At 68.4% G+C, this 12,370-nt stretch carries 13 protein-coding genes and 1 riboswitch; of the genes, 9 read left to right on the forward strand and 4 right to left on the reverse strand.

The window, feature by feature from the left end; translation table 11 throughout:
* Positions 1–3: 3 nt before the first annotated feature.
* The 4 genes from thiS to ACFOM8_RS16190 all read right to left on the reverse strand — a co-directional run bounded on the left by thiS (position 4) and on the right by ACFOM8_RS16190 (position 3,738).
* Positions 4–198, reverse strand: coding sequence for a sulfur carrier protein ThiS (thiS, locus tag ACFOM8_RS16175; protein ID WP_377763066.1), 195 nt, complete (start codon positions 196–198; stop codon positions 4–6).
* Entirely contained in the window at positions 182–1,129 is a 948-nt protein-coding gene (locus tag ACFOM8_RS16180) for an FAD-dependent oxidoreductase (RefSeq protein WP_377763067.1), read from the reverse strand. Before ACFOM8_RS16180 ends, thiS begins: the two co-directional genes overlap by 17 nt.
* Positions 1,126–1,944 (reverse strand): bifunctional hydroxymethylpyrimidine kinase/phosphomethylpyrimidine kinase, encoded by an 819-nt coding sequence (gene thiD / locus ACFOM8_RS16185; protein ID WP_377763069.1) that lies wholly within the window; start codon positions 1,942–1,944, stop codon positions 1,126–1,128. Before thiD ends, ACFOM8_RS16180 begins: the two co-directional genes overlap by 4 nt.
* Before the next feature lie 70 nt (positions 1,945–2,014).
* Positions 2,015–2,121: riboswitch (TPP riboswitch) on the reverse strand.
* A gap of 570 nt (positions 2,122–2,691) precedes the next feature.
* Positions 2,692–3,738 (reverse strand): LysR family transcriptional regulator, encoded by a 1,047-nt coding sequence (locus ACFOM8_RS16190; protein ID WP_377763070.1) that lies wholly within the window; start codon positions 3,736–3,738, stop codon positions 2,692–2,694.
* 75 nt (positions 3,739–3,813) lie between these two features.
* On the opposite strand from ACFOM8_RS16190, the gene ACFOM8_RS16195 reads away from it, so the two are divergent.
* From ACFOM8_RS16195 to pcaD, 9 genes are all read left to right on the forward strand, one after another.
* Entirely contained in the window at positions 3,814–4,989 is a 1,176-nt protein-coding gene (locus ACFOM8_RS16195) for a muconate/chloromuconate family cycloisomerase (RefSeq protein WP_377763072.1), read from the forward strand.
* 2 nt (positions 4,990–4,991) lie between these two features.
* Entirely contained in the window at positions 4,992–5,282 is a 291-nt protein-coding gene (gene catC / locus ACFOM8_RS16200; protein WP_377763073.1) for a muconolactone Delta-isomerase, read from the forward strand.
* 65 nt (positions 5,283–5,347) lie between these two features.
* The gene (gene catA / locus ACFOM8_RS16205; RefSeq protein ID WP_377763075.1) at positions 5,348–6,286 is read left to right on the forward strand and encodes a catechol 1,2-dioxygenase; all 939 of its coding nucleotides are present in this window, start codon (positions 5,348–5,350) and stop codon (positions 6,284–6,286) included.
* A 94-nt stretch (positions 6,287–6,380) separates the two neighbouring features.
* On the forward strand, positions 6,381–7,745 hold the full coding sequence (locus ACFOM8_RS16210) for a Rieske 2Fe-2S domain-containing protein (RefSeq protein ID WP_377763076.1): 1,365 nt from the start codon (positions 6,381–6,383) through the stop codon (positions 7,743–7,745).
* Entirely contained in the window at positions 7,742–8,254 is a 513-nt protein-coding gene (benB, locus tag ACFOM8_RS16215) for a benzoate 1,2-dioxygenase small subunit (RefSeq protein WP_377763078.1), read from the forward strand. Before ACFOM8_RS16210 ends, benB begins: the two co-directional genes overlap by 4 nt.
* Before the next feature lie 37 nt (positions 8,255–8,291).
* A complete protein-coding gene (gene benC, locus ACFOM8_RS16220) occupies positions 8,292–9,311 on the forward strand; it encodes a benzoate 1,2-dioxygenase electron transfer component BenC (protein ID WP_377763080.1) in 1,020 nt (339 codons plus the stop codon).
* Positions 9,308–10,093, forward strand: a complete 786-nt coding sequence (gene benD, locus ACFOM8_RS16225; RefSeq protein WP_377763081.1) for a benzoate diol dehydrogenase BenD — start codon at positions 9,308–9,310, stop codon at positions 10,091–10,093. Before benC ends, benD begins: the two co-directional genes overlap by 4 nt.
* Positions 10,094–10,121: 28 nt before the next feature.
* Complete coding sequence (locus ACFOM8_RS16230) at positions 10,122–11,450, forward strand: MFS transporter (RefSeq protein ID WP_377763082.1); 1,329 nt, start codon at positions 10,122–10,124, stop codon at positions 11,448–11,450.
* Positions 11,451–11,556: 106 nt separating this feature from the next.
* Positions 11,557–12,354 carry a 3-oxoadipate enol-lactonase gene (pcaD, locus tag ACFOM8_RS16235; RefSeq protein WP_377763084.1) on the forward strand — a complete coding sequence of 266 codons (798 nt, stop codon included), beginning with the start codon at positions 11,557–11,559 and terminating at the stop codon, positions 12,352–12,354.
* Positions 12,355–12,370 lie beyond the last annotated feature (16 nt).

Raw genomic sequence — 12,370 nt, forward strand, 5'->3', positions numbered from 1 at the left:
CGCTCAGCCTCCCTGCATCGGCGCCAGGGCCTCGATCGCGTCGCCGTCGCGGATGGGGGTGGTGTCGCGCAGCGCGGCGGGCACGAAGCTGCCGTTCAGCGCGGTGGCGATGCGGCCGGTCAGGCCCGCCTCGGCCAGGGCCTCGGCCAGGGTGGCGGCGGCGACGTCGCGCGGGCTGCCGTTAAGGATGATCCGCATCCATGAACTCCGGTCTGGTCTGGTGTTGAAGATGGTCGGCCACCATGCGGGCCACCGCCGGGGCCAGCAGAAAGCCGTGGCGGTAAAGGCCGTTGGCGTGGATGACGCCCCCCACGCGGCGGATGCGGGGCAGGTTGTCGGGAAAGGCGGGCCGGGCGTCGGCGCCCAGTTCCAGCACCGCGGCCTCGGCAAAGGCGGGGTGCAGCGCAAAGGCCGCCGACAGCAGTTCCAGCACGGCGCGCGCGGTGGGCGGACCGCGCCGGACGCTTTCGACCATCGTGGCGCCCAGCATGAACACGCCGTCGCCGCGCGGCACGACGTAAAGCGGCATCCGGGGATGCAGCAGCCGGACGGGGCGGGACAGCCGGATCTCGGGGCAGCGGATCACCAGCATCTCGCCCCGGACGCCGCGCAGGTCGCGCAGCGCGTCGCGGGCGGACAGGCCGCGGCAGTCGATCACGGTGCCGGTCGCCGTTTCGGTGCGCCGCAGGCGTTCGGACAGGATCGCCAAGGCTTGGCGCGGGGCCAGGTGGGCCTCCTCCGCGAAGAACAGCGCGCGGGAGAAGCGGCCCGCAAGGTCGGGTTCAAGGGCGGCGATGCCGGATGCGTCGAGCGTCTGGTGTCCCCCGCTGCGCCGGGCAAATCGCGACAGCGCGCCTGCGTCGCGGGACAGGCTGACCACCAGCGTTCCGTTGCGCGTGACAGGGACGCCCTGGCCCTGCCACCAGTCGGCGGCGGACAGGCCGTGGCGCAGGACGGCCTTGTCGGCGCTTTCGGCCTCGCACCAGGGCGCCAGCATTCCGCCCGCCCACCAGGAACAGGCCCGGGGGCCGGGGGCGTCGTCGCGGATGGCGGCGGCAATGCCGCGCCCGTTCAGCTCGGTGGCGATGCAAAGGCCCAGAACGCCGCCGCCGACAACGGTCACGGTCATGCGGCGGCCCCGGTCCGGCGCGGCCACAGCGCGTGGAAGTGATGCACCGGACCGTTGCCGCCGCCCACCGCCAGATCGTCGGCGGCCCGGATCGCACCGTGCAGCCAGTGGTGCGCGCGGCCCACCGCCTCGGCCGCCGCAAGCCCTTGGGCCAGCCCCGCCGCGATGGCCGCCGACAGCGCGCATCCCGTGCCGTGCGTGTTCCGGGTGCGGATGCGGGGCGAGGAAAAGCGCGCCGTGCCGCCGGGACCGGCCAGGATGTCGGTGCAATGCGCGCCCGCCGCATGGCCCCCCTTCATCAGCACATGGCGGGGGCCAAGCGCGCGCAGGGCCATGCCTTGCGCGATGGCCGCGGCCTCGGTGTCGGCGGCGGGTCCGCCCAGCAGGCGCGCGGCCTCGGGCAGGTTGGGCGTCAGGACATGGGCCAAGGGCAGCAGGTCGCGGACCAGGGCGGGGATGGCGTCGTCCTCCATCAGCGCGTCGCCGCCCTTGGCGATCATCACCGGGTCCAGAACCACCGGAACCGCGCAATCGCGCAAGGACATGGCCACCGCGGCGATCGCGGCCGCCGATCCGACCATGCCGATCTTGACCGCGTGAACGGCGATGTCGTCCAGAACCGTGTCGATCTGCGCCCGGATCAGGTCCGGCGGCACGAAATGAACGGCCGACACGCCCCGGGTGTTCTGCGCCGTCACCGCCGTGACGGCGCTGGCGCCATAGCAGCCGAGCGCCGACACGGCCTTGAGGTCGGCCTGGATCCCGGCGCCCCCGCCACTGTCCGACCCAGCGATGGTCAACACGGTTGGTGTCATCTGCCCCTCCTGCGGCGTTTCGGGGCATGGCAGGGGCGGGCGGCGGCAGACGGGATGCGGCACCGGGCGGCGCGTCTGCCTATCCGTTCCCTCCGCCGGCATGACCCGGATCAGGTTCGATGGGTCGGCGCGCATTGCACCTCTCAGCCCCGCGACGGGACACCCCAACGGATAGTCTTGGCGCCTTGGTAGCGGATCAACCGCCAGCCGTCCAGCGGTTTTCGGCGCCGCTCCAGAACCGGACCCGAGTCCGCTCGGCAGTCAGGGCGCGCCCACGCGCGAAGCAAGGGCAAGCGTCGGATGCGTCAGGCGCCATGGCCGTGTGTTCAGCGTCGAACCGGACAAAGCCGATGTTCGGAAGCCGCCGTGCATCTGTTCCCTTGCAAGACAAAGCGCCAGGCAACAGCGGCACCCCCGCCTGCCATTGCCGCATCAGGGGATGTCAGGTCGGACATCCCGCGCGCGCAGGAACGCGGGCGTGCCGGACCGAGACAGCAACCCGGGCGTCCGTCCGGACGGCGCGACAGCCGCCGGGGTTTCCCCCCGGCGGCTGTCGAGGAACCGGCCGGGCAAAGGTGGCGCGCGGAGGCTGGACGGTGGTCTGATGCTTGTCCGTCGGCGCCATTCAAGAATGCATCGGCGGCATTGCCCTTCGGCGTTCCGGCCACCCGCGACATCGTGCTTGCCCCTGCCGCAGGCCCGAGATCGCGGCCATCATCCGCAAGGGTCCGATCGCCCCGGGTGCGGCTAACGCTCGGATGAGGTCGGGTCGCCGTTCTCGGAGATCGGAGCGCGATGGTTGTTGGCCTCCAGCCAGGCGGGCTTTTCGGCGTACATGTCCCGGATCAGGCGCTTCACCAGGTCGAGATAGCGCGAATTGTCCCCGGCGCGGTGGAAAAGGATCACCGGCGAGATCGCGCGCGGGCTGTCGATCACGCGAAAGCGCACGTCCGAGCGCATCTGCCGGGCCGAGGACGGAATGATGCAAATCCCCGACTCGGCCGCGACAAGGCCAAGGGCGGTCTGGATCTCGCGCACCTCCAGCACGTCGAGGGGGTGGATGTCGGCCTCGTGCAGCAGGCCCAGCACCTGGTCGGCAAAGCTTGGACGCGGCTCCTTGGGATAGACGATCAGCCGTTGCCCGCCAAGGGCGCCCAGGGGCAGCGGGGTGTCGTCCCGCGCCAGCGGCGAGTCCAGCGGCAGGGCGGCGACCAGTCTTTCCTCGCGCAGGACGGTGCTGGCGATGTTGGGATCGGCGTGCTTCAACCGGCCGAAGCCCAGGTCGATGCGCCCTTCCTTCAGCGCGGGGATTTGCTGGATCGACAGCATCTCCAGCAACTGGATGTCCAGTTCCGGCGCGCTCTGGCGCAGCTTGCGCACCAGCACCGGCAGCCCGCCATACAATGTCGAGGCCACGAAGCCGATGGACAGCACCCGGTTGCGGTTCATTCCCACCCGGCGCGTCGCATCCTTCATCTGGTCCACGCGGCCCAGGACCTGCAACGCCTGTTCATAGAACAGCCGCCCGGCGTCGGTCAGCTTGATGGGCCGGGTTTTGCGCAGGATAAGGGCGACGCCCAGTTCCTCCTCCAGCAGCTGGATCTGGCGGCTGAGCGGGGGCTGCGCGATGTGAAGGATTTCGGCCGCGCGGGTGAAATTCCGCTCTCGCGCCACGGCGGCAAAGTATCGCAACTGCCGCAGATCCATCGGCCCGCCCTCCAAATCGTCGAAATCGCCTTTGTTCGGGGTATGCGACGGCGTTCCAAACCACTGATCGCCAAACCCTTCCGCCATATTATACCTTCAGGGTATCGTTGCAAACGCAAATGATCTTGGACGGGCGGCGGGTTCCGCTGGCATCCTTGCGTCATGAACCAGCCATACGCCCCGCTTTCCCCGTCTCTTGCCGCCGCCCCTGTCGTGACGCGGGTCGAAACGGTGATCCTGGATCTGCCCACGATCCGCCCGCACAAGCTGTCGGTCGCGACCATGAACGGGCAGGTGCTGATGATCGTCCGCGTTCATTGCAGCGACGGCATCGCCGGCATCGGCGAATGCACCACCATCGGCGGGCTGGCCTATGGCGGGGAAAGCCCCGAAAGCATGAAAACCAACATCGACGCCTGGTTCGCGCCGGTGATGCTGGGCCAGGACGCCACGCGGGTGCAGGCGCTGATGGCGCGGATCGGGCGGATGGTGAAGGAGAACCGCTTCGCCAAGTCCGCCGTGGAATGCGCGCTGCTGGATGCCCAGGGCAAGCGGGTCGGCCTGCCGGTCAGCGAGCTTCTGGGCGGGCGGCGGCGCGACCGGCTGCCGGTGGCCTGGACGCTGGCCTCGGGCGACACGGCGCGCGACATCGCCGAGGCCGAGCGGATGCTGGACGGGCGCCGCCACCGGGTCTTCAAGCTGAAGATCGGCGCCCGCGCGATCCGCGACGACATCGCGCATGTGGCCAGGATCAAGGCGGCGCTTGGCGACCGCGCGGCGGTGCGCGTCGACGTGAACATGGCCTGGTCCGAGGGCGAGGCCGCCTTCGGCATGGCCGCCCTGGCCGACGCGGGCTGCGACCTGGTGGAACAGCCCGTCGCGTCCGCCGCCGCGCTGGCGCGGCTGGTGCGCCGCTTTCCCGTGGCGCTGATGGCCGACGAATCGCTGACCGGCCCGGAAAGCGCCTTTGATCTGGCCCGCGCGGCGGGCGCCGATGTTTTCGCCGTCAAGCTGGAACAAAGCGGCGGCGCCTTCAACGCCCTGCGGGTCGCCGCCATTGCAGACGCGGCGGGGATCGGCCTTTACGGCGGCACCATGCTGGAAGGCGCGGTCGGCACCGTGATTTCCGCCCATGCCTTCGCCACCTTCGCGAACCTTCAGTGGGGCACCGAACTGTTCGGTCCCCTGCTGCTGACCGAGGAGATCCTGACCGAGCCGCTGGACTACAGCGACTTCGAACTGACGGTGCCGGGCGGCCCCGGCCTGGGCATCACCCTGGACGAGGACCGCGTGGCCTTTTTCGCCCGCGACGGCATCCGCAAGACGATAAAGGTGTGACGATGCTTTACCATGTCGCCATGGACGTGAGGCTGCCCCGCGACCTGCCCGCCGACGAACGGGCGGACATCCTGGCCCGCGAAAGGGCCTATTCCCAGGATCTGCAACGCGGGGGCAAGTGGCGCCATATCTGGCGGGTCGCCGGGCAGTACGCAAACGTCAGCATTTTCGACGTGGCCGACAACGCCGAACTTCACGACATCCTGTCGGGCCTGCCCTTGTTCCCCTTCATGGAGATCACCGTCACGCCCCTGCTGCGTCACCCGTCCGCCATCCGCGAGGACGACAGCTGACCGCCCAAGGACCGGCGGAGGGGCCGGTCCCACCCAGTTTCCAAGCGAATCCAGGAGGAGAAACCATGACAGTCACCATTTTCGACCGCCCCGACATCCAGGCGTTCCTGAAGGAACTCAGCGGGCTGAACAACAACGACGGCAACCCGCGCATGAAGCGGATCGTGCACCGCCTGATGTCGGACCTGTTCCGCGCCATCGACGACCTGGACATCACGCCCGACGAATACTGGACCGGCGTGGCCTGGCTGAACGACCTGGGCGCGGCGGGGCAGGCGGGGCTGATCTCGCCCGGCCTGGGGGTCGATCACTTCATCGACGAACGGCTGGACGCCATCGACGCCGCCATGGGGATCGAGAACCCGACCCCGCGCACCATCGAAGGCCCGCTGTATGTGGCGGGCGCCCCGGAATCGGTGGGCTTTGCGCGTCTGGACGACGGAACCGACACGGACGGCCACACGCTGATCATGCACGGCACCGTTCACGGAGCCGACGGCAAGCCGTTGCCCGGTGCCAAGGTCGAGGTCTGGCATTGCGACACCCGCGGCTTTTATTCCCACTTCGATCCGACCGGTAAGCAGGCGCCCTTCAACATGCGCCGCACGATCATCGCGGATGATCAGGGCCGGTACAAGTTCCAGAGCATCCTGCCCTCGGGCTATGGCGTGCCCCCCGGCAGCCCGACCGAAAAGGTGCTGACGGCCCTTGGCCGCCACGGCCAGCGCCCGGCGCATATCCACTTTTTCATCAGCGCCGACGGGCATCGCAAGCTGACCACCCAGATCAACATCGAGGGCGATCCGCTGATCGACGACGACTTCGCCTATGCCACCCGCGACGGCTTGGTGCCGCATGTGGTGGAACGCACCGACGAGGCCGGCATCCACGCCAACGGCCTGAACGGTCCCTTCGCGGAAATCAGCTTCGACATCCACCTGACCGCGCTGGTGGACGGCATCGACAACCAGGTCAACGAACAGCGCCGCCGCGCCGCCGCCTGACCGTCCCGGGGCGGCCCGCGGAGGGAAGGGCCGCCCGCCCAATCCGTTACATCGTCATCATGGCAGGGGCCTTGGCCCCTGGGAGGGAGAACTCATGTCCGCGATCATCGAAAAGGCCCGCGATTTGGACCGCCTGCTGGACATCGCCGTCCAGGACGACGCCGAAGCCGGCTTGTTCCGCTGCCGCCGCGACATCTTCACGAACGAGGATCTGTTCGCGCTGGAGATGAAGCACATCTTCGAAGGCAACTGGGTCTATCTGGCCCATGAAAGCCAGATCCCCGACGTCAACGACTATTACACCACCTGGATCGGCCGCCAGCCGGTCGTCATCACCCGCGACAAGACCGGCCAGTTGAATGCCGTCATCAATGCCTGCGCCCACAAGGGGGCGATGCTGTGCCGCCGCAAGCAGGGCAACAAGGGCAGCTTCACGTGCCCGTTCCACGGCTGGACCTTTTCCAACACCGGCAAGCTGCTCAAGGTCAAGGACGCCAAGACCACGCAATATCCCGACGCGTTCAACACCGACGGCTCGCACGACCTGACCCGCGTGGCGCGGTTCGAGTCCTATCGGGGCTTCCTGTTCGGCAGCCTGAACGCCGATGTGGCTCCGCTGACCGAATACCTGGGCGAAACCACCGTCATCATCGACCAGATCGTCGATCAGGCCCCCGAGGGGCTGGAGGTGCTGCGCGGCAATTCCTCCTACATCTACGACGGAAACTGGAAGTTGCAGATGGAGAACGGCTGCGACGGCTATCACGTCAGCTCGGTCCACTGGAACTACGCCACCACCATGGACCGCCGCAGCGAGACCGGCACCAAGGCTGTTGACGCCAACAGCTGGTCCAAGTCGGTCGCGGGCGTTTACGGCTTCGACAACGGCCATATCCTGCTGTGGACCAACACCAAGAACCCCGAGGTGCGCCCGGTCTGGAACCGCCGCGACGATCTGATCGCCCGTCTGGGCGAGGACAAGGCGGGCTTCATCGTCAACCAGACGCGCAACCTGTGCCTTTACCCGAACGTGTTCCTGATGGACCAGTTCAGCACCCAGATCCGCGTCGTCCGCCCGCTGTCGGTGGACAAGACCGAAGTCACCATCTTCTGCTTCGCCCCCAGGGGCGAAAGCGCCGCCGACCGCGCCCACCGCATCCGGCAATACGAGGACTTCTTCAACGTCTCGGGCATGGGCACATCCGACGACCTCGAGGAGTTCCGCGCCTGCCAGACCGCCTATGCCGCGCCTTTGTGGAACGACATGTCGCGCGGCGCGCCCTTGTGGATCCACGGGCCGGACGACAACGCCCGCCGCATGGGCCTGAAGCCGCTCATCTCGGGCGAGCGCAGCGAGGACGAGGGGCTGTTCGTCTGCCAGCACGAGTACTGGGCCAGGGTCATGCGCGACGCGCTGGCCGCCGAGAAAGCGGGCGAAAAGCAGGGAGAAGCGGCATGAGCTTGGATCACACCGTCACCGCTGGCCTGGACTACCACGCCATCTGCGCCTTTCTTTACCGCGAGGCGCGCCTGCTGGACGACCGGCAATGGGACGACTGGCTGACCTGCTATGCGCCCGACGCGTCCTACTGGATGCCCGCCTGGGACGACAACGACCAGACGACCGAGGATCCGCAGTCCGAGATCTCGCTGATCTACTACCCGAACCGCGAGGGGCTGGAGGACCGCGTCTTCCGCATCAAGACCGAACGCTCGGGCGCGTCCACTCCGGAACCGCGCACCAGCCACACGGTCAGCAACGTCGAGGTGGTCGCGGACCGCGGGTCCGAGGTGGATGTGCGCTACAACTTCCACACGCTGAACCACCGCTACAAGACCACCGACCAGTTCTTCGGGACCATCTTCGTGACCCTGCGCCGGACCGACGGCGGCATGGTGATCGCGGCCAAGAAGATCGTGCTGAAGAACGACTACATCCGCCAGGTCATCGACGTTTATCACGTCTGACCGTCGGCCCCAGCACACCCGCAAGGAGGAGGCGACCATGTGCTACACGATCGCGCTGAACTTCGAGGACGGCGTCACCCGTTTCATCGACTGCAAGGCGGGCGAAAAGGTTCTCGACGCCGCGTTCCGCAACAAGATCAACCTGCCGATGGACTGTTCCGACGGCGTTTGCGGCACCTGCAAGTGCCGCGCGGAAAGCGGCGCCTATGACTTGGGCGAGGACTTCATCGAGGACGCCCTGACCGAGGACGAGGCCGCCGAAGGACTGGTCCTGACCTGCCAGATGGTGCCGTCGTCGGACTGCGTGCTGTCGGTGCCGGCGGCGGCGGCGTCCTGCAAGACGGGCCAGCAATCCTTTGCCGCCACCGTCGCCCGGATCGAGCCGCATCACGACGCCGCCGTGGTGCTGGAACTGGCCGTGGACGATGCTCCCGCCTTTCTGCCGGGGCAGTATGTCAACATCGACGTGCCGGGCAGCGGCGGCCACCGTTCCTATTCCTTCAGCACCGCGCCGGGCGAGCGTTCCTTGGGCTTTCTCATCAAGAAAATCCCCGGGGGCCTGATGAGCGGCTGGCTCGCCCGCGCCAGGCCGGGCGACCGGCTGAACGTGACCGGGCCGATGGGCAGCTTTTATCTGCGCGACGGCGAAGGCCCGCTGCTGTTTCTGGCGGGCGGCACCGGCCTTGCGCCCTTTCTGTCGATGCTGGAGGTTCTGGCCCGCGCCGGGTCGCGCCGTCAGATCCACCTGATCTACGGCGTGACGCGCGACCTGGATCTGGTCCTGGTGGACCAGATCGCGGCCTATGCCAGACGTCTGCCGAACTTCACCTTCGCAACCGTTGTGGCCGAGGACTCCTCGAACCACCCGCGCAAGGGTTGGGTCACGCAGCACATGCCGGACGAGATGCTGGCCGCCCCCGGCATCGAGGTCTACCTGTGCGGTCCCCCGCCGATGGTCGATGCCGTCCGCCATCATCTGGATGAAAACGGCATCAGGCCCGCCGCCTTCCATTACGAGAAGTTCACCCCCAACGCGCCCTTGAAGGCCATCGCATGACGGGGGCCGTCTTTGCCGGGCGTTTCGCGGGCAAGGTTCTGGTGGTGACCGGCGCGGCGCAGGGGATCGGCCGCGCCGTGGCCCTGCGCGCGGCGGCGGAAGGGGGCCGGGTGCTGCTGGTGGACCGCGCCGAATTCGTGGCCGAGGCCGCGGCGGAAGCGGGCGGCGGTGCCGCGGCCTTCACCGCCGACCTGGAAACCTGGGACGGCGCCGATGCGGCGATGCGCCATGCGGCGGATACCTTTGGCGGCATCGACATCCTGATCAACAACGTGGGCGGCGCGATCCGCATGAGGCCCTTCGACCGGTTCGAACCGGCCCAGATCGACGCCGAGATCCGGCGGTCGCTGATGCCGACGCTGTATTGCTGCCGCGCGGTCCTGCCGCATCTGCGGACGCGGGGCGGCGGCACCATCGTCAACGTGTCCTCGAACGCCACGCGCGGCATCCACCGGGTGCCCTATTCGGCGGCCAAGGGCGGCGTCAACGCCCTTACGCAGGCGCTGGCGATGGAGATGGCGCCCCACAACATCCGCGTGGTCGCCACCGCGCCCGGCGGGACCGAGGCCCCGCCCCGCCGCGTGCCGCGCAACGCGGACGGCGACAATGCCGACGAACAGCGATGGATGGGCGAGGTCGTGGACCAGGTGCGGGAGTCCGCTTTCATGAAGCGCTACGGGACCATTGAAGAACAGGCCGCCCCGATCCTGTTCCTGGCGTCCGACGAGGCGTCCTACATCACCGCGGCCGTTCTGCCCGTCGCGGGCGGCGACAACGGCTGATTCAACGAAAACAGGGAGGAGAAAAGGAATGCGCACGATAGACGTGAACGAGGCGATAGATCAAAGCCCGTTCGGACGGTTTCAATGGATGGTGGTCGGGCTGTGCGGCGCGCTGCTGGTGGTCGACGGCTATGACGTGTTCGTCGCGGGCACGGTGCTGCCCACGCTGATCGCGGAATGGGGCCTGACCAAGCCGCAGGCGGGCGCGCTGCAAGCCTGGGCGCTGTTCGGCATGATGTTCGGGGCGCTGATCCTGGGCCCCCTGGCCGACCGGATCGGCCGCAAAAAGGGCGTGGCGATCAGTTTCTTGCTGTTCACGACGGCCACGGTGATGACGGGCTTTGCCAATTCGCCCGAGCAGTTCAAGATTTTCCGTTTCATCGCCGGATTGGGCTGCGGCGGGCTGATGCCCAACGCCGTGGCGCTGATGAACGAATATGCACCCAAGCGCCTGCGCGGCACCATGGTCGCGCTGATGTTCTCGGGCTATTCGGTGGGCGGCATGGTCGCGGCGGGCCTGGGCATCGGCCTGATCCCCAGCTTCGGCTGGCAGCCGATGTTCTTTATCGCCGCCATTCCGCTGCTGATGCTGCCGCTGATCCTGTGGAAGCTGCCGGAATCGCTGGGCTTCCTGATCCGCCAGGGCAAGCAGGACGAGGCGCGCCGCATCTTCGCCAAGGTTTCGGGAACCGCGCTGGCCGCCGAGGACCGGCTGGTGTTCAGCGAAACCAAGAGTGCCTCGGCTTCCGTCGCGGAATTGTTCCGGCACGGGCGGGCGCTGCGCACGCTGATGCTGTGGCTGTCCTTCTTCTGCTGCCTGCTGCTGGTCTATCTGCTGTCCTCCTGGCTGCCCAAGGTGCTGCAAGAGGCGGGCTATGCCGAACGCGCCAGCCTGCTGTCGCTGTTCTCGTTGAACTTCGGCGGCATGGCGGGGGCGATCATGGGCGGACGTCTGGGCGACCGCTTCGGGCTGCCCAAGGTCGTGGTGGGCTATTTCGCCGCCGCCGCCCTGTCCATCGCGCTGGTCGGGGCCAACCCGGCGCCCGCGCTGCTGTTCGCGCTGGTCTTTGTCGCAGGCGCGACGACCATCGGCACGCAGATCCTGCTTTATGCCAGCGTCGCGCAGCTTTACAACCTGTCGGTGCGCGGTGCGGGTCTCGGCTGGGCCTCGGGCGTGGGGCGGATCGGCGCCATCGTCGGACCCACCCTGGGCGGCGTGCTGCTGGCGCGCGAACTGCCCTTGGGCCAGAACTTCCTGATCTTCGCCATTCCGGCGGCGGTCTCGGCCCTGGCGATGCTGGTCTTCGCGCTGGCCAACAACCGCGTGCGCGACAGCGCGCAGCTTGCCGCCGCCTGACCGGCCCGTCGCCCACCGGCCTGTCGCCCACCGGCCCGTCACCCACTGGCCCATCACCCTTCGGCGCGCGGCCCCGCCGCGCGTCATCAGTTTCGGAACGCCTCTCATGCCCCATCTGGATCTGCCGACCCACCGTCTTCATTACCGCATAGACGGGGCCGAAGGGGACAAGCCCTGGCTGACCTTCTGCAACTCGCTGGGCACCGACCTGCGGATGTGGGATGCCCAGATCGCCGATCTGGGGCGGGATTTCCGCATCCTCCGCTATGACCGGCGCGGGCATGGGCGGTCCGGCACCCCGCGCCCGCCCTACGGGATAGAGGATCTGGGCGGGGATGTGATTGCGCTGTGGGACGCGCTGTCGATCGGGCGCAGCCATTTCTGCGGGCTGTCCATCGGCGGACTGACCGGACAGTGGCTGGCCGTCCATGCGGGCGGGCGGCTGGACCGGATCGCCCTTTGCGCCACGGCGGCGCGGATCGGGTCAGCCGCAGGCTGGAACGCCCGCATCGACGAGGTGAGGGCGAACGGACTTGGCGGCCTGGTGCCCGCGACGGCGGAACGCTGGTTCACGCCCGGCTTCCGCGCGGCCCGGCCTTCCGCCGTGGCAAGGATCCTGAACAGCTTCGCCGAAACCTCGGTCGACGGCTACGCGGGCTGCTGCGCCGCCCTGGCCGGGGCGGACCTGCGGCCCGGGCTGGCCCGGATCGCCAACCCGGTCCTGGCGATTTCCGGCAGCGACGACCCGGTGTGCCCGGCCGCTGATCTGGAAGCCATCGCGCAGGGGGTGGGGCAGGGCCGCCACGTGGCCCTGCCGGGGCGCCATATCGTGAACGTCGAATCGGCCGGTTCCTTCAACGCGGCGCTTGGGGACTTTCTGATGGCCAGGTCACGCCGCGCCTGAAGGACCGGCGGGCTCA

It is taken from the genome of Paracoccus angustae (genome assembly GCF_042648745.1).
In the GTDB taxonomy this organism is placed as follows: Bacteria; Pseudomonadota; Alphaproteobacteria; order Rhodobacterales; family Rhodobacteraceae; genus Paracoccus; species Paracoccus angustae.

Excerpts from the sequence above, each read along its gene's own strand:
- thiS (WP_377763066.1), bottom strand. The coding sequence starts at position 198 with ATGCGGATCATCCTTAACGGCAGCCCGCGCGACGTCGCCGCCGCCACC.
- ACFOM8_RS16180 (WP_377763067.1), bottom strand. The coding sequence starts at position 1,129 with ATGACCGTGACCGTTGTCGGCGGCGGCGTTCTGGGCCTTTGCATCGCC.
- thiD (WP_377763069.1), bottom strand. The coding sequence starts at position 1,944 with ATGACACCAACCGTGTTGACCATCGCTGGGTCGGACAGTGGCGGGGGC.
- ACFOM8_RS16190 (WP_377763070.1), bottom strand. The coding sequence starts at position 3,738 with ATGGCGGAAGGGTTTGGCGATCAGTGGTTTGGAACGCCGTCGCATACC.
- ACFOM8_RS16195 (WP_377763072.1), top strand. The coding sequence starts at position 3,814 with ATGAACCAGCCATACGCCCCGCTTTCCCCGTCTCTTGCCGCCGCCCCT.
- catC (WP_377763073.1), top strand. The coding sequence starts at position 4,992 with ATGCTTTACCATGTCGCCATGGACGTGAGGCTGCCCCGCGACCTGCCC.
- catA (WP_377763075.1), top strand. The coding sequence starts at position 5,348 with ATGACAGTCACCATTTTCGACCGCCCCGACATCCAGGCGTTCCTGAAG.
- ACFOM8_RS16210 (WP_377763076.1), top strand. The coding sequence starts at position 6,381 with ATGTCCGCGATCATCGAAAAGGCCCGCGATTTGGACCGCCTGCTGGAC.
- benB (WP_377763078.1), top strand. The coding sequence starts at position 7,742 with ATGAGCTTGGATCACACCGTCACCGCTGGCCTGGACTACCACGCCATC.
- benC (WP_377763080.1), top strand. The coding sequence starts at position 8,292 with ATGTGCTACACGATCGCGCTGAACTTCGAGGACGGCGTCACCCGTTTC.
- benD (WP_377763081.1), top strand. The coding sequence starts at position 9,308 with ATGACGGGGGCCGTCTTTGCCGGGCGTTTCGCGGGCAAGGTTCTGGTG.
- ACFOM8_RS16230 (WP_377763082.1), top strand. The coding sequence starts at position 10,122 with ATGCGCACGATAGACGTGAACGAGGCGATAGATCAAAGCCCGTTCGGA.
- pcaD (WP_377763084.1), top strand. The coding sequence starts at position 11,557 with ATGCCCCATCTGGATCTGCCGACCCACCGTCTTCATTACCGCATAGAC.